This window comes from Micromonospora sp. NPDC051227, from assembly GCF_044455385.1.
Lineage (GTDB): Bacteria > Actinomycetota > Actinomycetes > Mycobacteriales > Micromonosporaceae > Micromonospora.
Genome location: NZ_JBITET010000002.1, coordinates 244,113 through 268,445, shown reverse-complemented (window position 1 = coordinate 268,445; position 24,333 = coordinate 244,113). Strand labels below are relative to the sequence as shown.

The following is a 24,333-nucleotide window of genomic DNA, read 5'->3' as shown; positions in this document are numbered from 1 at the left end:
CGGAATGTGGCAATCCATCGATAGTCCTCAACGGACAGTCTGCCGCCGACAGTGCACTTAGGAAGTCCTGTCGGGTGGCAAACCGGCAAATCCTGGACGCCGGGTGCGCAAAGTGGCAGCGTAGTGGGCATGGCGGATTCCGGAGTCAACCCTACGGCGGCGGCCCTGCTCGGCCTCCTCCACGAGGGCCCGATGACAGGCGGTCAGTTGATGGCCGCCGCTGAGCGCCGTCTGGCGCCGTACTGGTCGATGACCCGCAGTCAGGTGTACCGCGAGTTGCCGGTGCTGGCTGAGCGGGGTTTCGTGCGGCTCGGCAAGCCGGGCCCGCGGATGAGCCAGCCGTACGCACTCACCGCCAGCGGAAAACGGACGTTTTCCCGCTGGCTCGCGGAGAACCCGGGGCGGGACACCATCCGCAACCCGATAGCGCTCCGGATGGCTTTCGGCAACCTGCACTCCGCCAGCCAGCTGAAGGGCCTGTACGCCTCGGCCAACGAATACCACACCGAGGCCCTCGCCCAGGTCCGGGAGCAGGTGAAGAACGCCAAACGGGACGGCGAGACGTACGACGCCAGCGCGCTGGAGTTCGCCGTCGCCTACCACCGGGCGGCCCTGTCGTGGTTGAAGTCCGCCCCCGTCGGGTGACTGTCAGCGGGTTCGCGCATAGGGAACGAGCTGCTCCGCTCCCGGCACAGTACGCTTGTCTGTCGTGACCGCTGCCGATTACGCCGAACAGCTCAAGGAACTCGACGCGACCCTGCGAAACATCGAGGCCGTCCTCAACATCGACCGGCTCCACGAGGACAAGGCCCGCCTGGAGCAGGAGGCCTCCGCCCCCGACCTGTGGGACGACCAGGCCAAGGCCCAGCAGGTGACCTCGCAGCTGTCGTACGTCAACGGCGAGATCAGCAAGCTGGGCAGCCTGCGTTCCGGCCTCGACGACGCCCAGGTGCTGCTGGAGCTGGCCGAGGCCGAGGCCGACCCGGGTGTGCTGACCGAGGTCGAGTCGGAGATCACCGGGCTGACCAAGGCCATCCAGGAGATGGAGGTCCGCACCCTGCTCTCCGGCGAGTACGACTCCCGGGAGGCGCTGGTCGCCATCCGGGCCGGCGCGGGTGGTGTGGACGCCGCGGACTTCGCCGAGATGCTGCTGCGGATGTACCTGCGCTGGGCGGAGCGGCACGGCTACCCGACCGAGGTCTACGAGACCTCGTACGCCGAGGAGGCGGGCCTGAAGTCGGCCACCTTCGCGGTCAAGGTGCCGTACGCGTACGGCACGCTCAGCGTCGAGTCGGGCACGCACCGGCTGGTCCGGATCAGCCCGTTCGACAACCAGGGTCGTCGGCAGACCAGCTTCGCGGGCGTCGAGGTTCTGCCGGTCACCGAGCAGACCGACCACATCGACATCCCGGAGAACGAGGTTCGGGTCGACGTCTACCGCTCCTCCGGGCCGGGTGGGCAGAGCGTCAACACCACCGACTCGGCGGTGCGCCTGACGCACATCCCGACCGGCATCGTGGTGACCTGCCAGAACGAGAAGTCCCAGTTGCAGAACAAGGCCTCCGCGCTGCGGGTGCTCCAGGCCCGACTGCTGGAGCGCAAGCGCCAGGAGGAGCAGGCCAAGCTCGAGGGGCTCAAGGAGAACGCGGCGGGCTCATGGGGCGACCAGATGCGCTCCTACGTCCTGCACCCGTATCAGATGGTGAAGGATCTCCGAACTGAGCAGGAGACCGGCAATCCGAGCTCGGTCTTCGATGGCGAGTTGGACAGCTTCATCGAGGCGGGCATCCGTTGGCGTAAGCGGCGGCAGCTTGCTGGCGACGGTGCGTGACGGCGCGCGGGCGGAGCGCGTCATCGATCTCCAGGTAGAGGCCTGATTCGACGACTCGTGCCGGATCGGCGGGGCGTGGGGCTTGGCTCAGTTGTTACACCGCGTAGACTCACCACCCGTGATTCAGCTTGAGCAAGTGACGAAGACGTACCCGAAGGCGTCCCGGCCTTCGCTCGACAACGTGTCCGTCTCGATCGAGAAGGGCGAGTTCGTCTTCTTCATCGGTCCATCCGGCTCCGGCAAGTCCACGATCATCAAAATGCTGCTGCACGAGGTGGCCCCCAACAAGGGGCGCGTCGTCGTCAACGGCAAGGACGTCACGTCGATGCGTTCCTGGAAGCGACCCCACTTCCGGCGCTCGATCGGCTGCGTCTTCCAGGACTTCCGGCTGTTGCCCAACCGCACCGCCTACGAGAACGTGGCGTTCGCCCTCGAGGTGATCGGCAAGACGAAGGCGGTTGCCCGCCGGGTCGTGCCGGAGGTGCTGGAGCTGGTCGGGCTCGGTGGCAAGGAGCACCGCTATCCGCACGAGCTCTCCGGTGGTGAGCAGCAGCGGGTCGCCGTCGCCCGGGCGTTCGTGAACCGTCCGCTGATCCTGCTGGCGGACGAGCCCACCGGAAACCTGGACCCGGACACCTCGATTGAGATCATGCGTCTGCTGGACCGGATCAATCGCACCGGCACGACCGTCGTGATGGTCACCCACGACTCCAACATCGTGAACCAGATGCGCCGCCGCGTCGTTGAGATTGAGAGCGGTCGCATCGTGCGTGACCAGGCCCGCGGCGTCTACGGGTGAGCCGGCGCTCCACCCCTGCGCAGCCTGACGACGAACACCTCATGCCGGAGACCCGGAGGAAATCCCGATGCGCGTGAAATACGTCCTGTCCGAGGTACTGGTCGGACTGTGGCGCAACGTGACCATGTCCATCGCGATGATCATCACGATGGCGGTCTCGCTGACCATGCTCGGCGCCAGCGGTCTCATGTACCGCCAGGTCGACGACATGAAGGACCTCTACTACAAGAACATCGAAGTCTCGATCTTCTTGACCCAGGAGGTGACCGAGCAGGAGCGCACCGACCTCCAGACCAAGCTCGACAGCGACCCCCTGGTCAAGGACGTCCTGTACGTCAACAAGGACGAGGCGTACAAGCGTTTCAAGGAGATGTACCAGGACGCGCCGGACCTGGTGAACGCGGTCAAGCCGGACCAGTTGCCCGAGGCGTTCCGGCTCAAGCTGAACAACCCGGAGCAGTACAAGGACGTCTACGACCAGTACAAGGACACCGCGGGCGTCGAGGAGATCATCGACCAGAGTCGACTGCTCGACAAGATCTTCAACATCCTCACCTCGATCCAGAACATCGCCCTGGCTGCCGCCGTCGTGATGGCGATCGCCGCCCTGCTGCTGGTCGCGAACACCATTCAGGTGGCCGCGTACAGCAAGCGGCGTGAGGTGGCGGTCATGAAGCTGGTCGGTGCGTCCAACTGGTTCATCCAGGCGCCGTTCGTGCTGGAGGCCGTGGTGGCCGGCCTGATCGGTTCACTGCTCGGTCTGGTGGCCCTGGTCGCGGCGAAGTATCTGCTCTTCGACGGGTCGTTGAGCGCGTTGCAGGGTCTGCTCTCGCCGATCACCTGGGGCGACATCCTGTTCATCTTCCCGCTGATGGCCGGCGTCGGTGGTCTGGTCAGCGCGGGCACCGCCTGGATCACCCTGCGCTTCTACCTGCGGGTCTAGGCACCGTACGGGTCGTCCCGTCGTCTCCCAAGGACCCTTCCGCAGCCGGGAACAAACGGCGCGGGAGGGTCCTTGTCAATGAGGCTTATTCGGGCGGTCCTGACGATGGCACGGCCTGGACGGCGGCGAGAGCCCGAATAAGCCTCATTCGGGTAGCATGATCGGTTGTCCGGCCGGGGTGAGCCCGGCCGCGGACTCCAGGAGAGGGGGTGGCACCGATGCCACGGGAAAAGGGGCGCAAGGTGGTCGCCTCCAACAAGAAGGCGCGGCACGACTACGCCATCTTCGACACGTACGAGGCGGGCATGGCGCTGACCGGCACCGAGGTCAAGTCGCTGCGGGCCGGGCGAGCGTCGCTTGTCGACGCGTTCGCGCAGGAACGGGACGGCGAGTTGTTCCTGCACGCGATGCACATCCCCGAGTACACCCAGGGCACCTGGACCAACCATGAGCCACGGCGTACCCGCAAGTTGCTGCTCAACCGGGTCGAGATCGACAAGCTCCTCGGCAAGACCCGCGAGGGCGGTTTCACCATCGTTCCGTTGCAGGTCTACTTCTCGGACGGCTGGGCCAAGGTCGAGATCGCCCTGGCCAAGGGCAAGAAGTCGTACGACAAGCGTCAGGACCTCGCCAAGCGGGACGCGGACCGGGAGATCGCCCGGGTGTCCGGTCGACGAGGCAAGGGCATGGACGACTAGTTCATCCTTTTTGTCCGGGTCGACATGCCGGCCCGGGGCTCGGGATGAAAGCTGTTGCCGCAGGCGTTAGTCTTGTCAGTGCCGCCACATCGGCGGCCTGTCGAGGGGGTGACTGGTTTCGACTTCGTACGCAGCGACAGGGGAAGCGAGCCGAGGAAGCCGACGTCGTCTCGAGAATCGGTCGTCGGAAACTTATAAGCGCCAAGCAAAATCGCGCTGACTTCGCTCTCGCCGCCTGAGGCGAGTAGCTAAGTCTGTCGGCCTGGGAACGCCTTCGTCCCAGTAGCCGGCATCAGCTAGGAGGCTGGCCAATCGGACCCGGTCGCGGGGTCCGTGCGGCGAGATTAATCAGCGACTGGGCCCGTCACACCAACTTGCTCGCGTGAGCGGTGGGGCCGAGTAGAGGCACAGCGAGCTGCGCTCGGAGAAGCCCTGACAAACCGGCGAAGGACCCGGGTTCGATTCCCGGCACCTCCACCACCTCGAACGAAGCGCCCCGGCCCACCAGCCGGGGCGCTTCGTTGTTCGCGGGGTCTTACGCTGCCCCCTGTGACCAACCAGGAGCTGCGCCTGTCCGTCGGCGCGTCGCCCGGCCAGCGCGTCTCGGCGGTGGTGTTCGGCGTCCTGCTCACGGCCGTGGGCGCGGCGTTCGTGGCACTGCCCCTCGTCGCCGACGGGCTGTTGCGCCGGCTGACCGGCCCGGGTGACGCGTTCGCCTCCTATGAGGAGGCTCGGGACCTGCCACCGGGGCTGCTGCCGCCCGGACTACGCGACTCCGCCGACCCGAACCAGTCCGGTCCCAGCCCGTTCGTCGGCCTGTGTGGCCTGCCCTTCGTCCTGCTCGGCCTCTACCTGGTGCTGCGGGTGCTCCGCACGGCTGCCTGGCTGGACGGCAGCCGGGCGCGGGTACGCGGTGCGGTGCGCACCCGCACCGTCGACCTCGCCACCGCCCGGATCGAGTCCGCCGCGGTGTCGTACCGCGAGGCGGACGACAACGGTCCGGCCGGAGAACCGCAGGTACGGGCCATCCGCGCGACCGACCCGGCGAGCGCCCGGGGGGTCACCATCCCACTGCGCGGCATGGGGCTGCCCGCCCTGCCGCCATCCGAGCTGCGGGCGCTGGCTGAGGCGATCACGACGGGTCGACAGGGCGACGAGCGGGCCGGCGACGCGCGCGCCGCGGCCGACCACCTGCGCCGGCTGGCAGAGCGCCCGTCGACCGACTGAGGCGGTCCTACGTCCCAGGTGGTTTGTGCGGCGCTCCAGAGCGGCACCAACGTGGCTCGTGGGGTCACTGGGTTCAGCGGGGCAGATGAGGCGGCTCAGGCCCTGGACAGGGCGGGCCGGGCGGCCTCACCATCGCGGTATGGGATAGCAGCGCCGCCGCGCGGGAGGTGCCATGGTCACCGGTCCGGTCCAGCAGCCGTCACTCGTCGCCCGACCGCGCGTCGCGCATCCGGCGGGGCTCCCCGCCGATCCACATTCCAGCGGTCTACCCGGCGCGCCGCGTCCGGCCGGCCTCGCCGGTGACGTGCACGCCCTCGGCCGGGCCGTCGCCGTCGCCAGCACCGAGCCGTGCTGGCGCGAAGAGGTGCTCCTTCGGCTGCGTCCGGTGCGCCAGGGCTTCGCCGAGCACGTCCGGGTCACCGAAGGCCCCACCGGCCTCTACCGGGAGTTGCTCACCCAGTCACCGCGACTGGACCACGGCGTGCGGCTGCTGACCCGGGAGCACGTGGCGATCGTCGCCGCGATCCTGGCGGTTCAGCAGATCGCTGAGCGGGCCGAGGCGCACCCCGATGAGCTGCGACACCGGGCCGGGCACCTGCTGCGGCGGTTGGCCCGGCATCGCCGGCGCGGCGCCGATCTGCTCTGGGAGGCGTACCAGACGGATCTGGGTGGCGAGACCTGAGCCCAGGTCGGGAACCGGCCGGTCGGCGGAGGCGTCGAACCGTACATGAATCGGCCTGCCCTGCTGCTCGTACTCCCGTTGCTGCTCTTGACGGGCTGTGCCGCGACCGACGTCGGTCCGGCCGGCGGCTCGCCCAGTCCGACCCGCGTGGAGGCGTTCGACCAGCGGGCCGCTCAGGTCGCCGAGGCGTGGCGACCCGGCCCCGACTGGCGTACGGGCTACGTGCCGCTGGAGGGGCCGACAGTGCTCACCGGTGACCCGGGCTTCACCCCCGAGACCGAGGCGGCCTTCCGGGCCGGGTGGTACCGCGCGCAGGTCGGAATACCGCCTACCCGGGTCGGCGGCGAGATCCAATTCCCGGACGGGCGGCTGACGTTGCCGTTGGTCAGCGCCGCCGAGGCGTACCGGCAGCTCGACCAGGGTGACCCACTGCCCTGCCCGGGGCGGCCGAAGCGGCCCGGTCGGCCCACCCCCGGCGGCCCCACCGTCGAACCAGGGCCCGACGGGTGGGCCACGAGCAGCACGCAGACCGCCTGTCTCCCGCTCACCGTCACCGCTGTCACGTTCGGCGCCGTGCCGGTGCGCACGAGCCGGGGCGTGGCGCAGGTCCCGGCCTGGCTGTTCACCATCAAGGAGTTGGCCACCCCGGTGGCCCGGCTCGCCGTCGCGCCGTCGGCGGTCACCCCCGTCCCCGAGCCCACCGCGCCGGCCCGGCCGCTGCCGGACGGATTGGTGGCGGCCCAGGACCTGGCTGCCGTCGACGGCGCCCGGCTGACCGTGCGGCTCGGCGTCGGCGCGTGCGACACCGGGATCACACCGTTGGTGCGGGAACGGCCGGACGTCGTGGTGGTCGGCGGCAGCGTCACCCGGGCCACCGGGGAATGCATCGCCCTGCTGAAACTGGAGCCGGTCACCGCCACCCTCGCGGCGCCGCTGGGCAGCCGGCCGGTGCTGGACGTCTTCACCGGTGCCCCGCTGTCGATCGCACCGCGCTGACCCGATTCAGAGGATGCTGGGCACGTCGGTGCTGATCGGCACGGCCAGCACGGTGGGCCGGTCCGCGCGCAGCCCGGCGGAGAGCGCCGCGCCGAGCTGATCGGGGGCCTCCACCACCTGCGTGGCACAGCCGTAGCCGGCCGCGATCGCGATGACGTCCAACCCCGGCAGGTCCAGGCCGGGAACATTGGGAGTGTGCTTCAGGTCGGCGAACGCCTTGAGGATCGCGTACTGCTGGTTGACCGGGACGACGACCACCACCGGTAGTGCCAGGCGCGCGGCCGTCCAGAGCGCCTGCACCGAGTAGTGGAAGGAGCCGTCGCCGATCACCGCCACCACCGGGCGACCGCGTCCGGTGTCCCGCTCGGCCAGTGCGATGCCGATCGCGGCCGGCAGGCCGTAGCCGAGGCCGCCGCTGGCCATCGTGAAGTACGACGCCGGGCGGGTGATCCGCAGCTGACGACGCAGCGCGGACAGATTGGATGGTGACTCCTGGACCAGCACGCCGTCGGTCGGCCATTGTGCGGCCAGCGCGGCGAACATGGCGTCGGCGCTCAGGGGGGTACCGACCTCCGGCGGTGCAGGTGCGTCCCGTCGCGTGGGTGCCGGCCGGTCGCTCGACGGCACCCGTTCCACCAGCGCGGCCAGGGCCAGTCCCGGGTCGCTGAGCAGACTGTCACCGACCGGGGCTCGCGCGGCCTCGTCGGGGTCGTCCGTGATGTGCAGCAGTCGAGCGCCGTCGGGCAGGTGCCCGCCCGGCACGTACGGGTAGTAGCGGAACACCGGGGCGCCGACGACCAGCACCGTGTCGTGCCCGCGCAGCGCCTCGGCGAGCGGACCGATCGCGTACGGCAGCACGCCGCGAAAGTGCGGGTGGTCCTCGGGGAACACCGCCCGCTCGGTGGCGGGAGCCGACCAGACCGGCGCGGCGAGCCGCTCCGCCAGCGCGACCGCGGCCGACCAACTCGCGGAGCGGTCCACCCCCGGCCCGTACACGAGCACTGGGTTGCGGCTGCCGGCCAGCACCCGGACGAACTCCTCCAACCGCTCGGGGTCAGCCGTGAACCGGGTGGCCACCGTTCGCGGCGCGGGCGGCGGGTCGGCTGGCTGGGCCCAGTCGTCCATCGGCAGGGAGAGGAAGACCGGCCCGGCCGGTGGCTGCACCGCCGTCGCGTACGCCCGCAGCATCGCCCCGGGGATGTCCTGCGCCCGGGCCGGCTCGTAGGCCCACTTCACGTAGGGCTGCGGAAGCTCGGTGGGCCGGCGGCTGGCCAGCCGGGGTTCCAGGAGCAGCATCTCCCGGGTCTGCTGGCCGGCGGTGACGATCAGCGGGGTCTTGTTGTGCCAGGCGGTGACCAGATTGCCCATGCCGTTGCCGGTGCCCGGTGCGGTGTGCAGGTTGACGTGGGCGGGCACTCCGCCGGCCTGTGCGTAGCCGTCGGCCATCGCGACGGCCGACGCCTCGTGCAGCGCGTGGACGTAGTGGAAGTCGGCGGGGAAGTCCTGGAGGAACGGCTCCTCGGTGGAGCCGGGGTTGCCGAAGACAGTGGTCATACCGAGGGTGCGGAGCACGTCGTACGTCGCCTCCCGGACAGTTGCCATCGCCACCCGCCTCCGTGTCGCGGGCAGGGGCAACCGCGGTCGCCCTCCCGATCAGCCGAATCTATCGGGATGTGACGGACCTTTCGGGCGTTTCGCGGCCGTCGGTGGCCCCGACTGGTCGATCACCGGGAGGTCCACCGTCGGGTGCCTCGGCCCTTCGTCTTAACTGTCCGATCACCCGCCGGTCAGACCTTAGCCAGCACCCAGCACGCAGGCTATGGTGCCAGGCATGGCGTTGACAGGGCGGCTGAACCCGATGCGGCGGGCGGATCCGGTCGATGACCGGCCCCCGGCGCGGGCTCACGGTTGACGGGTGTGTGGCATGCAGGGAGAGGGCCAGGCGATCGGCGGACGAGCGATGGAGTCGATGACCGGGCGGCTGCTGGTCGCGACTCCGGCGCTCAAGGACCCGAACTTCGACCGTACGGTGGTGCTGCTGGTCGCCCACGAGCCGGGCGGCGCGCTCGGCGTGGTGCTGAATCGGGCCACCGAGGTGCCGGTCGCTGAGGTGCTCGGTGACTGGAGCGACCTGGCCCGCCACCCGGCGGTGCTCTTCGAGGGTGGCCCGGTGCAGCCCGACTCGGCCATCTGCCTCGCCCGGATGCGGCACCCGATGCGCCGGGTGAAGGGCTTCCACCAGGTTTCCGGGGCGGTCGGCACGATCGACCTCTCGGTCGACCCGGAGCGGCTGCGGGAGAGCATTGGCGGCATCCGGGTCTTCGCCGGCTACTCCGGCTGGGGCAGCGGCCAGTTGGAGCAGGAGATCGCCGACGGGTCCTGGTTCGTGTTGGACGGGCTGCCCGGGGACGCCTTCGTCGACCGGCCCGACGACCTGTGGCCGATGGTGCTGCGCCGGCAGGGCGGGATGATGGCCGCCGTCGCGCACTTCCCACCGGACGTGGCGCTCAACTGACCCGGCCCGGCGGGGGACCCCGCGAGATGACCATGCGGGCCGGTCTGTGTATAGTTTCCCAGTGCCCGGGCGACCGGGACGACAGCAAGGGGCCGTGGCGCAGCTGGTAGCGCACCACACTGGCAGTGTGGGGGTCAGGGGTTCGAGTCCCCTCGGCTCCACCCTTGAAAACGCCCTGGTCGGGATAATCCGACCAGGGCGTTTTGCTGTTGCTGGCGGTCCCGCCGCAGACTCGTGCCACCCCAACGCCCGCGGCCGGTGGTGCCCAGTTCGATAGCCAGGGCACCCTCGCCCTGGCTATCGAACGATCGGTGACCACTCCCGCTGGCTGGCGATCGTCACCCCGGGGGTCCGGTAATAAGGGTCCTCGGCGACGATCGCGGCGAACGCTTCGGCGTCCGGGACGTCGAAGATCAGCAGTGCTCCGGAGTCGTCGGCGAACGGCCCGGCCATGACCAGCCGGCCCTCCCGGTGCAGGGCCTGGAGACGCTCCCGGTGCGCCGGTCGGGCGGCGAGCCGGTCGGGTTCGTCGCCGAAGGACAGCTCCAAGATGAACACTGGTTCCTCCTCATCGGGGCGATCTTTCGAAGCACCCTAGTCGATCCGCCGAACCGCCTCAGCACGCAAAACGCCCCGACCGGATGACCCGGTCAGGGCGTTGGCGACTAAATGTCCGGTAAGGGCTGGGGTCAGCCCTGGCGGCTCTTCCACTGCGGGTTGGCGCGGTTCACCACGACCACCCGGCCGCGACGGCGGACCACCACCGAACCCGGCTTCTGCTTCAGTGCACGCAACGAGCTACGTACCTTCATCTCTGCCTCCTCGGTGCAAGCGGTTCCGAGTATCGAAACGCCACACCCACCCGCAGGATTCCCGGCCGGTCAGCGTCGAACCTTTGCCGCCCCTCAGCCGTACCAGTGGGCGGAGGTCATCCTCATGCCCGTACGCCGGCTCCTCGCCACGGTGCTGGTCGCTGCCGCGACCGTGCCCGTGGCTGCCACGCCCGCCGCCGCCCACGGCGCCCCGACCGACCCGATCAGTCGCGCGGCGGCCTGCGGCCCCGTTGGGCGGTACGCGGCCACCAGCGCCTGCCGGGCGGCGATCCAGGCCGGCGCGGCGGTGCGCGAATGGGACAACGTGCGCGTTTCCACGATCAATGGGCGAGATCGGGATCGGATCCCGGACGGTGAGCTGTGCAGCGGCGGGCTGTCGGCGTACCGGGGATTGGACCTGCCCCGCACCGACTGGCCCAGCACCACGCTGACCACCGGCGCGAAGTTCACCTTCCGCTACCGGACCACCATCGAGCACCGGGGCACCTTCCGGCTCTACGTCACCACGCCCGACTACGACCCCCGCAAGAAGCTGACCTGGGCGGATCTGGAATCGCGCCCGTTTCTGACGCTGACCGACCCGCCGGTGCGGGCCGGGGCGTACCAGTTGGCGGGCCGGCTGCCGGCGGGCCGCAGCGGCCGACATCTGATCTACACGATCTGGCAGAACTCCAACACCCCGGACACCTACTACTCCTGCTCCGACGTGGTGTTCCGTGGTGCCAAGGCCACCGGTGCCACGGCCACCGCCACCCCGGCGAAAGCCGGCGCGACGAAGAGCGCGGAGGCTGCTCCGCGTACCGCCGCGAGTGGGCCGGCCGCCACCGAGCCGGCGGTGGCGGCGGCGGCCGACCCGGGCGTGCCGGTGGCGTCGGTGACCAACCTCGGCGGCCGGTGGCCGGTGCTGGCCGGTGCCGCCGCCGTGCTGGTCCTGGCGCTGCTGCTGATCGGTGCCGGACGGCGACGTCGCAGCGCCGCCGCACCTGTGGGCCGGCAGTGCGAGGTGCGCAACCACCGGGCCGGGCGGCGCCGGATCTGGTGATCCGACCCGCCCGGGACCCGACGGCGTTCAGCCCAGGTGGCGCTCGATCTCGGCCAACTCGTCGGCGGTGAAGTCAAGGTTGTCCAGCGCGGCGATGTTCGTCTCCAACTGCTCGACGCTGCTCGCCCCGATGATCAGGCTGGTCATCCGCGGGTCACGCAGCGCCCAGGCCAACGCGAGCTGAGCGAGGGACTGGCCGCGCCGCTCGGCGACCGCGCCGAGCCCGCGAATGGTGGCCATCTTCTCCTCGCTGAGGTCGCTCTCGTTGAGGAAGACGCTGGTGCGAACCCGCGAGTCGGCGGGGATGCCGCCCAGGTAACGGTCGGTCAGCAGGCCCTGGGCCAACGGGCTGTACGCGATGCAGCCCGCACCGACCTGCTCCAGCGTGTCGAGCAGGCCGTCGGACTCGGTCCACCGATTGAGCATCGAGTACGACGGCTGGTTGATCAGCAGCGGAGTACCCAGCTCGCGCAGGATCGCGGCAGCCCGCGTGGTCTGCTCCGAGTTGTAGTTCGAGATGCCGACGTAGAGCGCCTTGCCGGAGCGGACGATGGCGTCGAGCGCCCCCATCGTCTCCTCGAGGGGGGTGTCCGGGTCGAACCGGTGCGAGTAGAAGATGTCGACGTAGTCCAGCCCCATCCGGCCCAGCGACTGGTCCAGCGACGAGATCAGGTTCTTGCGGGAGCCCCACTCGCCGTACGGGCCGGGCCACATCAGGTACCCGGCCTTGCTGGAGATGACCAACTCGTCCCGGTACGGCTTCAGGTCGGTGGCGAGCATCCGGCCGAAGTTCTCCTCCGCCGAACCGGGCGGCGGGCCGTAGTTGTTGGCCAGGTCGAAGTGGGTGACACCCAGGTCGAAGGCGCGGCGCACGATGTCGCGCTGCCGTTCGAACGGGCGGTCCGGACCGAAGTTGTGCCACAGCCCGAGCGAGACGGCCGGCAGCCGCAGGCCACTGCGTCCGCTGCGCCGGTAGGTCATGCTGTCGTAGCGGTCATCCGCGGCGAGATAAGTCACGATCATGAGCCTAACTCCGGACCACGTTGGCGGGGATCGGGCCGTGCGAACCCGCACATCAGGGTAGTTTCGACGCCAGTCGGTTCTATCCAACCCGGAAAGCGGGCACAGTGGACGACATCACCGCGCTGATCCTGGACGACCACGCAGCCTTCCGGCGTGGCTTCGCCCGCCTCGACGACGCCCGCGACGAGCAGGAGATGCTCGCCATCTGGGACGCCCTCGCCCTGCACCTGGACATCCACGCCGAGGCGGAAGAGGCGATCCTCTACCCGCACCTGGTCAAGCACGGCGACGACGGCGAGGACGAGACCGCCGACGCGATCGGCGACCACAACAAGATCCGCGATGCCATCGCCGAGGCGAAGCTGCACCCGGTCGGCTCGGATCAGTGGTGGGAAGCGGTCGGCACAGCCCGCCGGGAGAACAGCGAACACCTCGCCGAAGAGGAGGACGAGGCGCTGCCCGACTTCCGCCGGCACGCCAGCACCGAACTCCGCGCCGAGCTGGGCCAACGCTGGCTGACCTTCTACGGCGAGCACAAGAACGGTCGCAACCTTCCGTTCCGCGACAAGGACCCGCAGCAGTACGTCGCCGACCACCGCTGAGATCTCCCCGGCACGGGGGAGTCGCCGGCACCGTCCGGGCCGCAGAATGACGAGGTGACCCTCCGAGCGGCGCTGGCCCCGCTGGTCGCCGGCACCACCTGGCGACGCGGCGTGTTCCTGCTGCTCGGCGGCGTGCTGGCGCTGCCGTACGGGCTGCTCGCGGTGACCTTCGCCCAACTGCTCGCCGACTCGGCGATCCCGCGCCCACTGGTCTACGTCCTACTGGTCATCGCCGTGCTGATCGCCGTCGTCCCGTTGCTGGTGGACGGCAGCCGGGCCTTGGAGATCGCCGCCGTCCGGGCCCTGCTCGGCGTCGACCTGCCCGAACCCGCGCCCGGGCACCACGGCGACCGGGAGACCCGGCTGCGCAGCGCGCTCTGGATCGCCACCCACCTCATCGTCGGCGCCCTGGTGATGATCGCGCTGTTCAGCGCCCTGCCGATGGCGCTGGCGTTCATCGCCCAACAGTTCGGCATCGGCGCCGAGCTGACCAGCCGGGAACAGTTCGGGCCACTGGACGGGCAGGACAGCGGCTGGCTGACTCTGACCGGGGTGCTCCTGCTGGTCGGTCTCGGCTACGCCGTCGCCGGGCTCGGCGCGCTCGCCGGATCCATGGCGCCGGTCCTGCTCGGGCCGGCTCAGGCGGAGCGGATCGCCGCCCTCGAAGCACGGGCGGCCCGGCTCGCCGAACGCAACCGGCTGGCCCGGGAGCTGCACGACTCGGTCGGTCACGCGCTGACAGTGGCCACCCTCCAGGCCGGGGCCGCCCGCGAGGTCCTCGACACCGACCCCGAGTTCGTCCGGCGGGCGCTCACCGCCATCGAGGACGTTGGGCGGACGGCGATGGACGACCTCGACCACGTGCTCGGGCTGCTCCGGGAGAACGGACGCGACCGGCCCGTGGTCGCGCCGCAGCGTACCCTCGCCGACCTGGACCGGTTGGTCACCGACGCCCGCGCGACCGGCCTGACCGTGCACGCCCAACGCGCCGGCGACCCGACCCGGGTGCCCGCGGTGGTCTCCCGGGAGGGCTACCGGATCGTCCAGGAAGGACTGACCAACGCCGCCCGGCACGGCCACGGGCCGGTGACGGTACGCCTGGACCTGCACAGCGACGCGCTGGAGCTGGAGCTGGTCAACGCGGTGCGCCACCCCGACCGAGGCCAGCGGGGGCGCGGCGGTCGAGGCCTGGACGGCATGCGGGAGCGGGTGCTGCTGCTCGGCGGCCGACTCACAGTGGGCCCCGACGGCGACCGGTGGCTGATCCGGGCCCGCCTGCCCTACGAGGAGACCCGATGACCACAGGGGTGTTGATCGTCGACGACGACGAGCTGATCCGGGTGGGGCTGCGGGCCATCATCGACGCCCAACCCGACCTGCACGTGCTCGCCGAGGCCGCCGACGGCGCCGAGGTGCCGCCGCTGGTCGCCCGGCACCGGCCCGACGTGGTGCTGATGGACGTGCGGATGCCCGGCATCGACGGCATCCAGGCCACCCGGCACCTGCTGGCCACCTCCGCCGACCCGCCCCGGGTGCTGGTGGTCACCACCTTCGCCAACGACGAGTACGTCTACGAGGCGCTGCGCGCCGGCGCCTCGGGGTTCCTGCTCAAACGGGCCCGGCCCGCCGAGGTGGTGGAGGCGGTCCGGGTGGTCGCGGCCGGCGAGTCACTGCTCTTCCCGGCCGCGATCCGCCAACTGGTCGGCGCGTACGGGCCGGCGGGCGGCGACCGGTTGACTGCTGCCCGGCTCACCGAACGCGAGGCCGAGGTGCTGCGGTTGATGACCACCGGCCGGTCCAACCCGGAGATCGCCGCGCACCTGGTGGTCGGGGTGGAGACGGTCAAGACGCACGTCGGCAACGTGCTGGCCAAGCTGGGCGTCCGCGACCGCACGCAGGCGGTCATCGCCGCCTACGAGTCCGGCTTCGTCACCCCGTCCGGCTGATCGGTCCCTCCACCGGGGGAGCGGGTTCACCGCCGGCCGGGAGGGAATCCGGCGGCTGTCCGTCGAGGCTGAGAGCATGACAACGATCATTGCCTCCCGGCACCGTACCGACTCCCGCTGGCCGGACCGGCTCGCCCCACTGGCCGCCGGTTGGCTCGGCCTGTGGGGCGTGCTCGCCCTGATCGGCACGCTCACCGGCGCCGGCTACCCGTTCGGCCCGAACGACCCGCACGGCGGCGACGTCAGTTTGCTGCGCCTGGTGCCGGTGGAGGTGGCCACCCCGCTCTTCGCCGGCGTGCTGCTCACCGCCGCGGTGGTCGCCCTGGCGATGAGCCGCCCGGCGGCGCGGCCACCCGGCCCGCTGCGGGCTCTGCTCGCCGGCTACGGCTGGGCGGTGGCGTTCGTACTCGTCATGGTCGTGCCGGATGTCCGCGTGCTGATCGTTCTCGGCTACCTGCCGATACTGATCGTCGGGGCGCCGTTCGGCTGGCCACCGGTGGACTACTCCGACGTCTTCAACTGGGCGCTGTTCGGCCGGTTCGCGGCGCTGGCCGGCGGGCTGCTGCTGGTCGGGGCGGTGCTCACCTGGCAGCGGCGTACCGCCGGGGCCTGCGTCGGCTGCGGCCGCGCCGACACCGGCCAGCGGTGGACCATCCCGGCCGCTGCCACTCGCTGGGGCCGGTGGGCCGCCGGCATCGCCGCGGCCATCCCGTTTACCTACGCGTTGACCCGGTTCGCCTGGGCGGCCGGCATCCCGCTGGGCATCTCCCGCGAATTCCTGACCGAGATGCAGGAAAGCGGGCTGGTCTGGGCCGGGTTCGGGCTGGCTGCGTTCGCCACCGTCGGCGCGATCCTCACCCTCGGGCTGGTGCAGCGCTGGGGCGAGCGGTTCCCGCGCTGGATGCTCGGGCTCGCCGGCCGGCGGGTGCCGGTGAAGCTGGCCGTGGTGCCGGCCACCCTGGTCGCCATCTCCGTGACCGCGGCCTCGCTGGGGCTGCTCAGCAACCCGAAGTTCTGGGAACTCACCGGCGGGCTCAGCGTTACCGGGGCGCCGATGCTGCTCTGGCCGGTGTGGGGCGTGACGCTCGGCGCCGCCACCTACGTGTACCACCTGCGCCGCCGCGGCACCTGCCAGCGGTGCGACAGGGGCTGAGGGTGGTGGCGGGGGTGCCCCTGATGCCCGGGGCACCCCCGCGAATGTGAGCTAGCGTGGGTCGGGTGACTGCGCCTACCCCGGTAATCCCGGTTCCACCGGCCGACCTGCCCGGCACGCTCGGCGCGCTACGGGCGGCCGGTCACCAGTACCGCACCGTCAAGCAGGAACTCCGCGACAACCTCCTCGCCCGGATGCGTTCCGGCGAGACCCGTTTCCCCGGCATCGTCGGCTACGACGACAGCGTGTTGCCCGAGGTCGAGCGGGCCCTGCTCGCCGGGCACGACATGGTGCTGCTCGGTGAGCGCGGCCAGGGCAAGACCCGGCTGATCCGCTCGCTGGGCGCGTTGCTCGACGAGTGGACCCCAGTACTTCCCGGCTCGGTGCTCAACGAGCACCCGATGCACCCGCTCACCCCGGCGTCGCGCGCCCAGGTCGCCGAGGCCGGCGACGAACTGCCGATCGGCTGGCTGCACCGCTCGATGCGGTACGGCGAGAAGTTGGCCACCCCGGACACCAGCGTCGGGGACCTGATCGGCGACGTCGACCCGATCCGCATCGCCCAGGGTCGTACCCTCGGCGACCCGGAGACCATCCACTTCGGGTTGGTGCCGCGCACCAACCGGGGCATCTTCGCTGTGAACGAGCTGCCCGACCTGGCCGAGCGCATCCAGGTGGCGCTGCTCAACGTGCTGGAGGAGCGGGACATCCAGGTTCGCGGCTACCAGCTGCGGCTGCCCCTGGACCTGCTCCTGGTGGCCAGCGCCAACCCGGAGGACTACACCAACCGGGGCCGGATCATCACCCCACTCAAGGACCGGTTCGGCGCGGAGATCCGTACCCACTACCCGGTCGACCTGGAGTTGGAGCTGGCGCTGATCCGCCAGGAGGCCGACCTGGTCGCCGAGGTGCCGGAGCACGTCCTGGAGGTGCTGGCCCGCTTCGCCCGCGCCGTGCGGGAGTCGCCGTCGGTGGACCCGCGCTCCGGCGTCTCCGCCCGATTCGCCATCGCCGCCGCCGAGACGGTCGCCGGTGCCGCGCTGCGCCGCGCCGGGCTGCTCGCCGCCTCCGACACCCCGGACGGCCGCTCCGAGGCCGCCGTCGCCCGCGTCGGTGACGCGGTGTCGGTGACCAGCACGCTGCGCGGCAAGGTCGAGTTCGAGAGCGGCGAGGAGGGTCGGGAGATCGAGATCCTCGCGCACCTGCTGCGTACCGCGACCGCCGAGACGTTCCGGGCCCACCTGGCCGGGCTGGACCTGTCCGGGTTCACCGCCCTGGTCGAGGACGGCGCCGCGATCGAGACCGGCGAGTTGGTCAGCGCCGCCGAGCTGCTGCGCCAGGTCGGCACCGTACCCGGGTTGGCGAAGGTTCTGGACCGGCTCGACCTGGGCGACGCGCCCACCTCCGAGGAGGCTGCCGCCGCCGTCGAGTTCGTGCTGGAAGGGCTGCACCTGACCCGCCGGCTCGGCAAGGACGTCACCGACTCGGGGCGCACCGTCTACGGCGGCCGGGGCTGACAGTGGCCGGCAACCGGTTCCGTTACGGGCAGTGGAACGGCGGGCCCGACCCGCTGGCACCCCCGTACGACGTGCGTGAGGCGGTGGACGCGGTCGGTGCCGAGGTGCTGGCCGGCGGCAGCCTGCGGGAGGCGCTGCGTGACCTGCTGCGCCGTGGCCCGCAGGGGCGGGGTGGCCTGGACGACCTGGCCGCCCGGGCTCGGCGGCTGCGCCGGGAGGCGCTGCGCAGGGGCGACCTGGACGGGGCGGTGACCCGGGCCCAGGCCCTGCTCGACCAGGCCCTTGCCGCCGAGCGGGACGAGCTGCGGGGTCGCGACGACGACGCCGCGCGGTTCGCCGAGGCGGTGCTGGACAATCTGCCGCGCTCGACGGCGCGGGCGGTGGAGGAGCTGTCCGGCTACCAGTGGGCCAGCGACGACGCCCGCCGCTCGTACCAGCAGATCCTCGACCAACTCCGCGACGACGTGCTCGGCCAGCGCTTCGCCGGGCTGCGCGACGCGGTGCGCGCCTCCGCCGATCCGGCCGCCCAGCAGCGGCTCGCCGAGATGATGGGCGACCTGAACGACCTGCTCGCCCGGCACGGTCGCGCGGAGGACACCACCGACGCGTTCGCCGAGTTCATGCGCCGACATGGCGACTTCTTCCCGGAGGAGCCGGAGAACGTCGACGAGTTGATCGACGTGCTGGCCCGCCGGGCGGCGGCCGGTGAGCGGCTGATGAACTCGCTCTCCGAGCGGCAGCGCGCCGAGCTGGCCGGCCTCATGCAGCAGTCGCTCGGCGACCGCCTCGCGGGGGAGTTGTCAGCGCTCGACGCGAACCTGCGCGCGCTGCGACCCGATCTGCGCTGGGGGCGGGGTGAGCGGGTCCGCGGCGACCAGCCGCTGGACTACGCCGACGCGGCCGGCGCGCTGGGCGAGATCGGCGACCTGGACGACCTGCTGGACCAGCTCGACCAGGAACACCCGGGGGCGACCCTCGACGACGTGGACGTCGACGCGGTGGCGCGCACGCTGGGCCGGGACGCGGCCGACGACGTTCGCCGGCTGCGCGATCTGGAGCGAGAGTTGCGCCGCCAAGGTTGGGTGAGTCGGGACGCGGAGGGGCTGACACTGAGCCCGAAGGCGCTGCGCCGGCTCGGCGGGACCGCGCTGCGGCAGGTCTTCGCGGAGCTGACCGCCGGGCCACGCGGCCAGCACGACCTGCGCTCTGCCGGCGCGGCGGGCGAGGTCAGCGGCGCGTCCAGGCCCTGGCAGTACGGCGATGAGCAACCGTTGGACGTGGTCCGGACGTTGACCCGTGCGGTCAGTCGGGCCGGGCCGACGGTCCCGGTGCAGCTCGCGGTGGACGACTTCGAGGTGGTGGAGACCGAGAGGCGGGCCTCGGCCGCTGTGGTGCTCTGCGTCGACCTGTCGTACTCGATGATCTCTCAGGGTCGTTGGGGGCCGATGAAGCAGACGGCGCTGGCGCTGGCACACCTGATGGAGACGCGCTTCCCACAGGACGCCCTCCAGATCGTCGGCTTCGGCCGGGAGGCGATGACGCTCACCCAGCAGCAGTTGGCGGCCGTGGAGCCGGACATGGAGCAGGGCACCAACCTCCAGCACGCGCTGCGGTTGGCGGGCCGGCACCTGCGCCGGCACCCGGACGCCGAACCGATCGTGCTGGTGGTCACCGACGGCGAGCCGACCGCCCACCTCGACCCGGACGACGGGGAGGCGCTGTTCCACTGGCCGCCGCTGCCGGAAACCATCGAGGCGACGGTCCGCGAGGTGGACCGGCTGAGCCGCTACGGTGCCACGCTCAACCTGTTCATGCTCGGCGACGACCCGGGCCTCCGACGCTTCGTCGACGCGGTGGCCCGTCGCAGCCGGGGCCGCATGTTCACCCCGGACACCGACGACCTGGGCGAGTACGTGGTCAGCGACTACCTCCGCTCCCGCCAATCCCGCCGCTAACTCGCGGTGGGGCGGGTTGACTGGGGGGATGGAGAGCGGGGGATTGCGGCGGGCCTACGGTGCCCTGTTCGCGGAGGTCGACGCCGGCGGGTTCGGTCCGGCTCCGGAGGGGCAGCTCAGTGCCGAGCAGATCGTCGCGCATCTGGTCGCCAACGACGAGCTGATGATCCAGGCCACCGAGGCGTTGCTGGCCGGGTCGCCGTTCGCCTACTACGAGTTGGAGGAGGACATGCACCGCCCGCAGCTCGACGCGCTCGCCGCCGAGCAGGGTGGTCTGCGTGGCCTGACCGCCCTGCTGCACGGCACCAGCGACCGGCTGTGCGGGTTGGTCGACCAGCTCGGCCTGGCAGCGGAGACCCCGGTCGAGACGCACCTACGCGAGGGCTTCGACCTCATCGTCGACGAGTCGCTGCCCTGGTCCCGCACCCTGGACCTGCACACCCGGGTGCACCTGCCGAAGCACCAGTCCCAACTGCACCTGCTCCGGTCCTGAGCGACACCGATCGGCCGGTCAGCGCGGCGCGGTGCCGCGGGTCATGCCTCATTGAGCGTGATGTCGGTGAGTCATCACGATGACCCACCGACATCACGCTCGCACTAGTGCTGCCCCGCCTACCCCATCGCGGTCAGGATTCGACCAGCTCGGGGCGGGGGTGGAAGGTGCGGCGGTAGGTGGACGGGGCCACGCCGATGCGCTGGTGGAGCTGCTGGCGTAGGGCGGCGGTGGTGCCGAAACCCGAGCGGTGGGCGATCTGGTCGACGGTGAGGTCGGTCGTCTCCAGCAGCAGTCTCGCGTGGTCGGTGCGCTGTTGCAGCAACCACTGGGCCGGGCTCAGGCCGGTCTCCGACCGGAAGCGCCGGGTGAAGGTGCGCACGCTCATCCGCGCCTGCTCGGCCAGGTCGCGTAGCGCGATCGGCTCGTGCAGCCGCTGCCGCGCCCACTCCCGGGCGCCCGCCGTGCTGGTGTCGGTCGCCTTCGGCACCGGCTGCTCGATGTACTGCGCCTGACCGCCGTCGCGCCACGGCGGCATCACGCAGCGGCGGGCCGCCCGGTTGGCCACCTCACTGCCGTGGTCGAGGCGGATGACGTGCAGGCAGAGGTCGATGCCGGCGGCGACTCCGGCCGAGGTGAGCACCCGGTCGTCGGCGATGAAGAGCACGCCCGGGTCGAGGTCCACCCGGGCGTGCAGGCGGCGGAACCGCTCGGCGTACGCCCAGTGGGTGGTCGCCCGCCGCCCGTCGAGGAGCCCGGCGGCGGCGAGCACGAACGCCCCGGTGCAGATCGACATGATCCGGGCACCCCGCTCGTACGCCGCGAGCAGCGCCCCGGTCACCTCCGGCTCGACGGTTCCCGAGGTCAACGCGGTGCCGTCGTGGACGCCCGGGACGATCACCGTGTCGGCCGTGTCCAGCAATTCCAGACCGTGATCGGGGACCACCTGGAAGCCGGCGGTGCTGCGTACCGGTTGCCCGCCCGGGGTGCACACCCGGACGTCGTAGAAGGGTGTCCCGTCCGCGGCGCGGGCGGTGCTGAAGACCTGGGACGGGGTGCCGAGGTCCAGGCCGACCACCTGGTGCAGCGCGAGTACGGCGATCCGGTGCGGGCGAGCGCTCATGGCCCGATTATTGCGCATGATGGCTTTCCGGCCACTCGTCGAGGTGAGTGGGCCAGCTCAGACTTGTCCCGTGACAAAGAACCGCCGTCTGCATCCCGCCTGGCTGGTCGCCGCCGTCGCCTTCGTGGCGCTGGTCGGCGCGGCCGGCTTCCGCGCCACCCCGTCGGTGCTGCTGCACCCACTACACGAGGAGTTCGGCTGGCCGCTGGCCACGATCTCCGCGGCCGTCTCGGTCAACCTGCTGCTCTACGGGCTCACCGCGCCGTTCGCGGCCGCACTGATGGACCGGTTCGGCATCCGCCGGGTGGTCTCGGTGGCGCTGCTGCTGGTCGCCGCGGGCAGCGGGTTGACGGTCTTCATGACCGCCAGCTGGCAGCTTCTGCTCTGCTGGGGTGTGCTGGTGGGGCTGGGCACCGGCTCGATGGCCCTGGCGTTCGTGGCCACCGTCACCGGACGTTGGTTCGTCCACCGGCGGGGCCTGGTCACCGGCGTGCTGACCGCCGGTGGGGCGGCCGGGCAACTGGTGTTCCTGCCACTGATCGCCATCCTGGTACGCGACCACGGCTGGCGTACCGCCGCGCTCGTGGTGGCCGCGGCGGCGCTGGCGGTCGTACCCCTTGTGGTGTGGCTGCTGCGCGAGCACCCGGCGGATCTCGGCCTGCCCGCCTACGGCGCGACCGAGGTCGTCGCGGCGCCGCCGGCGACCGGCGGCGCGGCGACCCGGGCGCTCGGCGCGCTGGCCACCGCGGCCCGGACCCGACCGTTCTGGCTGCTGGCCGGAGGGTTCGCGATCTGTGGGGCGACCACAAACGGCCTGGTCGGTACGCACTTCGTGCCGGCCGCGCACGACCACGGCATGGCCCAGACCACAGCGGCCGGGTTGCTCGCCCTGGTGGGGCTCTTCGACATCGTCGGCACGATCGCCTCCGGCTGGCTCACCGACCGGGTGGACAGCCGCCTGCTGCTCGGCATGTACTACGCGCTGCGCGGGTTGTCCCTGCTGGTGCTGCCGAGCCTCTTCTCCGGCACCGCCGAGCCGAGCATGCTGGTGTTCATCGTCTTCTACGGCCTGGACTGGGTGGCCACCGTGCCGCCGACCGTGGCGCTGTGCCGGGAATACTTCGGTGGCGCCGGAGCGGTGGTGTTCGGCTGGGTGTTCGCCGCGCACCAACTCGGCGCGGCGGTCGCCGCGACCGGCGCGGGGCTGGTCCGGGACCGGCTGGGCGACTACGCGATGGCCTGGTACGTGGCGGGCGCGCTGTCGATCGGCGCGGCCGGGCTGTCGTTGCTGCTGCGCCGCCGACCGGGCCGACCGGTGTCGGAGACCGTGCTGGTCGCCGCGACCGCGCCGAGGGCGTGGAGCTACCGGGGCTGAGCCGCTCAAACTGTCAGCCGAGGGTCCACTGCTGGGCGGGGCGGCCGTCGCAGGCGCGCTGCCGGATCTCGTCGTCGGGCTCGTCGCCGTCGTCGTCGGCCTGCCCGCACCTGCCGCTGTGCGCGGCTACCAGCAGCACCGGGCCGGTGCCGGTGGGGGACAGCCGCCACTGCTGGTTGGCCCCACCGTGGCAGGGGAACTGGAGCAACCGCGCGCCGTCCTCGGTACTGCCGCCCTCGACGTCGAGGCACTGCCCATGGGCGGCGTTGGTCAGCGTCACCACGTCCCCGCCGGCCGGGTTGACGACCCACTTCTGCTCCGGCCCGCCGGTGCAGACGGCCAACTCGGCCTCCGCCTCCTTGTCGTCGCCGTCGAGCCCCAGGCAGAGCCCGGACGCGACCCGCAGCACCCGGGGCCCGGTGGTCGGTGCCGCCGAGGGCGTCGGCGACGGCTCGACCGACGGGGTCCGGCTCGGCTCGACCGCCGGGGTGATGGCCTCCGCCGCGCTGGACGTCGCGCCGACCGTGGCCGGCACCACCGGCTCGCCGTCGGCGCCGAGCAGCCCGGTCGCGAAGACCACCCCGAGGAGTACCCCCACCAGCCCGACCCCGAGCGCCACCCGCAGCAGCGGGTCGCTGAGCGGGCCGGAACGGGCGGCCCGTCCGCGACCGCCGTAGACGGTGCCGGCGGGGTCGGGGCGTTCCTCGGGCGCGGACATACGGGCCATCCTCGCCCACCGCCGTCGGCTGCGGCCAGTCGACGCCGTCAGTCGACGACCCGGACGTCCTTCCAGAACGCCACCCGGTCACGCACCATCTCGGCGTCCGGTTTGGGCTCCGGGTAATACCAGACCGCGTCCTTGCTGGTGCTGCCCTCGTGTTCGAGGGAGTAGTAGGAGGCGGTGCCCTTCCACGGGCAGACGGTGTGCGTCGCGGACTCGCGAATCAGGTCGTCGCGCAGGGCGGAGCGGGGGAAGTAGTGGTTGCCCTCCACCAGCACGGTGTCGTCGCTCTCGGCGACGACCAGGTTGTTCCACACGGCTTTCGGCATGTCCCAACAGTAGGCCGCGCCGCCGCCCCGGCAGCGCTCAGCGAGTGGGCTGCGGGTCGGTGACGTCGGCCACTGTGGCGTCGAGGGCGGCGATCGCGGCGTCGGCGTCGATTGCGATGGCGAGACCGCGCTCGCCGGCGCCCAGGGTGATCTCCCGGCCGCGCAGTCGCTCGTCGGCGACCACCGGCCAGGCAGTGCTCGCGCCGAACGGGGTGATGGTGCCGCGTTCGTAGCCGGTGGCGGCCAGCGCGCCCGCCGCGTCCGGCATGGAGAGCCGGTGCACCCCGAGCAGGGCGCGCAGCTTGGGCCAGGAGATGACCCGGTCGCCGGGGGTGAGCACGAACAGGTGATCGTCTTCACCACGGCGAACCACTATCGTTTTGACCACGTCGGGAACGGCCACACCGCGGACGGCGGCGGCCTCCGCGAGACTGCCGACCGCACCGTGGCTGACCAGCCGATACGGCAGTTGGGCGGCGTCCAGGGCGGTGATCGCTGGCGATGGCATGCCCGCCACGGTAGCCGTCGGG

Annotated in this window: 26 protein-coding genes, 1 tRNA gene and 1 other RNA gene; 20 read left to right on the top strand and 8 right to left on the bottom strand. The window is 71.5% G+C overall.

Features of this window, described 5'->3' with window-relative positions:
• Positions 1-129: 129 nt before the first annotated feature.
• From ACIA47_RS05440 to ACIA47_RS05400, 9 genes are all read left to right on the top strand, one after another.
• Complete coding sequence (locus ACIA47_RS05440; RefSeq protein ID WP_091393967.1) at positions 130-645, top strand: PadR family transcriptional regulator; 516 nt, start codon at positions 130-132, stop codon at positions 643-645.
• A 64-nt stretch (positions 646-709) separates the two neighbouring features.
• Positions 710-1,831 (top strand): peptide chain release factor 2, encoded by a 1,122-nt coding sequence (gene prfB, locus ACIA47_RS05435; RefSeq protein WP_396705725.1) that lies wholly within the window; start codon positions 710-712, stop codon positions 1,829-1,831.
• A 118-nt stretch (positions 1,832-1,949) separates the two neighbouring features.
• Positions 1,950-2,630: a cell division ATP-binding protein FtsE gene (gene ftsE / locus ACIA47_RS05430; protein ID WP_030331491.1), complete on the top strand. Its 681-nt coding sequence runs from the start codon at positions 1,950-1,952 to the stop codon at positions 2,628-2,630.
• Between the two features lie 67 nt (positions 2,631-2,697).
• On the top strand, positions 2,698-3,573 hold the full coding sequence (gene ftsX, locus ACIA47_RS05425) for a permease-like cell division protein FtsX (RefSeq protein ID WP_238662823.1): 876 nt from the start codon (positions 2,698-2,700) through the stop codon (positions 3,571-3,573).
• A gap of 218 nt (positions 3,574-3,791) precedes the next feature.
• The gene (gene smpB, locus ACIA47_RS05420) at positions 3,792-4,271 is read left to right on the top strand and encodes an SsrA-binding protein SmpB (protein ID WP_396705723.1); all 480 of its coding nucleotides are present in this window, start codon (positions 3,792-3,794) and stop codon (positions 4,269-4,271) included.
• 104 nt (positions 4,272-4,375) lie between these two features.
• Positions 4,376-4,751: a transfer-messenger RNA gene (gene ssrA / locus ACIA47_RS05415) on the top strand.
• Between the two features lie 69 nt (positions 4,752-4,820).
• On the top strand, positions 4,821-5,498 hold the full coding sequence (locus ACIA47_RS05410) for a hypothetical protein (RefSeq protein WP_396705721.1): 678 nt from the start codon (positions 4,821-4,823) through the stop codon (positions 5,496-5,498).
• A gap of 172 nt (positions 5,499-5,670) precedes the next feature.
• Positions 5,671-6,180 carry a hypothetical protein gene (locus ACIA47_RS05405; RefSeq protein ID WP_396705719.1) on the top strand — a complete coding sequence of 170 codons (510 nt, stop codon included), beginning with the start codon at positions 5,671-5,673 and terminating at the stop codon, positions 6,178-6,180.
• Between the two features lie 45 nt (positions 6,181-6,225).
• The gene (locus ACIA47_RS05400) at positions 6,226-7,176 is read left to right on the top strand and encodes a hypothetical protein (protein WP_396705717.1); all 951 of its coding nucleotides are present in this window, start codon (positions 6,226-6,228) and stop codon (positions 7,174-7,176) included.
• A gap of 6 nt (positions 7,177-7,182) precedes the next feature.
• Here ACIA47_RS05400 and mdlC read toward each other — a convergent pair whose 3' ends face one another.
• The gene (gene mdlC, locus ACIA47_RS05395) at positions 7,183-8,778 is read right to left on the bottom strand and encodes a benzoylformate decarboxylase (protein ID WP_396705715.1); all 1,596 of its coding nucleotides are present in this window, start codon (positions 8,776-8,778) and stop codon (positions 7,183-7,185) included.
• 322 nt (positions 8,779-9,100) lie between these two features.
• On the opposite strand from mdlC, the gene ACIA47_RS05390 reads away from it, so the two are divergent.
• Positions 9,101-9,691 (top strand): YqgE/AlgH family protein, encoded by a 591-nt coding sequence (locus ACIA47_RS05390; RefSeq protein WP_112582369.1) that lies wholly within the window; start codon positions 9,101-9,103, stop codon positions 9,689-9,691.
• Between the two features lie 88 nt (positions 9,692-9,779).
• Positions 9,780-9,852: transfer RNA gene (locus tag ACIA47_RS05385), tRNA-Ala, on the top strand.
• A 136-nt stretch (positions 9,853-9,988) separates the two neighbouring features.
• Here the strand turns inward: ACIA47_RS05385 and ACIA47_RS05380 are convergent.
• Both ACIA47_RS05380 and ACIA47_RS05375 read right to left on the bottom strand, forming a co-directional pair.
• Complete coding sequence (locus ACIA47_RS05380; protein WP_203121550.1) at positions 9,989-10,249, bottom strand: YciI family protein; 261 nt, start codon at positions 10,247-10,249, stop codon at positions 9,989-9,991.
• A 131-nt stretch (positions 10,250-10,380) separates the two neighbouring features.
• Positions 10,381-10,503: a 50S ribosomal protein L36 gene (locus tag ACIA47_RS05375; protein WP_030490864.1), complete on the bottom strand. Its 123-nt coding sequence runs from the start codon at positions 10,501-10,503 to the stop codon at positions 10,381-10,383.
• A gap of 124 nt (positions 10,504-10,627) precedes the next feature.
• Between ACIA47_RS05375 and ACIA47_RS05370 the strand changes: the two genes are divergently transcribed.
• Positions 10,628-11,566, top strand: coding sequence for a lytic polysaccharide monooxygenase (locus ACIA47_RS05370; protein ID WP_396705712.1), 939 nt, complete (start codon positions 10,628-10,630; stop codon positions 11,564-11,566).
• 27 nt (positions 11,567-11,593) lie between these two features.
• Here ACIA47_RS05370 and mgrA read toward each other — a convergent pair whose 3' ends face one another.
• Entirely contained in the window at positions 11,594-12,589 is a 996-nt protein-coding gene (gene mgrA / locus ACIA47_RS05365; RefSeq protein WP_203121552.1) for an L-glyceraldehyde 3-phosphate reductase, read from the bottom strand.
• Positions 12,590-12,693: 104 nt separating this feature from the next.
• On the opposite strand from mgrA, the gene ACIA47_RS05360 reads away from it, so the two are divergent.
• The 7 genes from ACIA47_RS05360 to ACIA47_RS05330 all read left to right on the top strand — a co-directional run bounded on the left by ACIA47_RS05360 (position 12,694) and on the right by ACIA47_RS05330 (position 20,255).
• Complete coding sequence (locus ACIA47_RS05360) at positions 12,694-13,191, top strand: hemerythrin domain-containing protein (protein ID WP_030331463.1); 498 nt, start codon at positions 12,694-12,696, stop codon at positions 13,189-13,191.
• Positions 13,192-13,245: 54 nt separating this feature from the next.
• Positions 13,246-14,490: a sensor histidine kinase gene (locus tag ACIA47_RS05355; protein ID WP_396705709.1), complete on the top strand. Its 1,245-nt coding sequence runs from the start codon at positions 13,246-13,248 to the stop codon at positions 14,488-14,490.
• Positions 14,487-15,137 carry a response regulator transcription factor gene (locus ACIA47_RS05350; protein WP_238683505.1) on the top strand — a complete coding sequence of 217 codons (651 nt, stop codon included), beginning with the start codon at positions 14,487-14,489 and terminating at the stop codon, positions 15,135-15,137. The genes ACIA47_RS05355 and ACIA47_RS05350 overlap by 4 nt, the downstream gene beginning before the upstream one ends.
• Positions 15,138-15,213: 76 nt before the next feature.
• Complete coding sequence (locus ACIA47_RS05345) at positions 15,214-16,290, top strand: hypothetical protein (protein ID WP_396705707.1); 1,077 nt, start codon at positions 15,214-15,216, stop codon at positions 16,288-16,290.
• Between the two features lie 56 nt (positions 16,291-16,346).
• Positions 16,347-17,807, top strand: coding sequence for a magnesium chelatase (locus ACIA47_RS05340; RefSeq protein ID WP_396705705.1), 1,461 nt, complete (start codon positions 16,347-16,349; stop codon positions 17,805-17,807).
• A gap of 2 nt (positions 17,808-17,809) precedes the next feature.
• Complete coding sequence (locus tag ACIA47_RS05335; protein ID WP_203121556.1) at positions 17,810-19,762, top strand: VWA domain-containing protein; 1,953 nt, start codon at positions 17,810-17,812, stop codon at positions 19,760-19,762.
• A gap of 28 nt (positions 19,763-19,790) precedes the next feature.
• A complete protein-coding gene (locus ACIA47_RS05330) occupies positions 19,791-20,255 on the top strand; it encodes a hypothetical protein (RefSeq protein ID WP_203121557.1) in 465 nt (154 codons plus the stop codon).
• Positions 20,256-20,388: 133 nt separating this feature from the next.
• Here ACIA47_RS05330 and ACIA47_RS05325 read toward each other — a convergent pair whose 3' ends face one another.
• Entirely contained in the window at positions 20,389-21,396 is a 1,008-nt protein-coding gene (locus tag ACIA47_RS05325) for a GlxA family transcriptional regulator (RefSeq protein ID WP_396705702.1), read from the bottom strand.
• Position 21,397: 1 nt separating this feature from the next.
• Between ACIA47_RS05325 and ACIA47_RS05320 the strand changes: the two genes are divergently transcribed.
• A complete protein-coding gene (locus ACIA47_RS05320; RefSeq protein ID WP_396706375.1) occupies positions 21,398-22,753 on the top strand; it encodes an MFS transporter in 1,356 nt (451 codons plus the stop codon).
• Between the two features lie 13 nt (positions 22,754-22,766).
• Here ACIA47_RS05320 and ACIA47_RS05315 read toward each other — a convergent pair whose 3' ends face one another.
• From ACIA47_RS05315 to ACIA47_RS05305, 3 genes are read right to left on the bottom strand one after another with little or no spacing between them, the layout of a single operon-like run.
• A complete protein-coding gene (locus tag ACIA47_RS05315) occupies positions 22,767-23,471 on the bottom strand; it encodes an RICIN domain-containing protein (RefSeq protein ID WP_396705700.1) in 705 nt (234 codons plus the stop codon).
• 47 nt (positions 23,472-23,518) lie between these two features.
• Positions 23,519-23,803 (bottom strand): DUF427 domain-containing protein, encoded by a 285-nt coding sequence (locus ACIA47_RS05310; protein WP_203121558.1) that lies wholly within the window; start codon positions 23,801-23,803, stop codon positions 23,519-23,521.
• Between the two features lie 37 nt (positions 23,804-23,840).
• Positions 23,841-24,311: an aminoacyl-tRNA deacylase gene (locus tag ACIA47_RS05305; protein WP_181541348.1), complete on the bottom strand. Its 471-nt coding sequence runs from the start codon at positions 24,309-24,311 to the stop codon at positions 23,841-23,843.
• Positions 24,312-24,333: the final 22 nt, after the last annotated feature.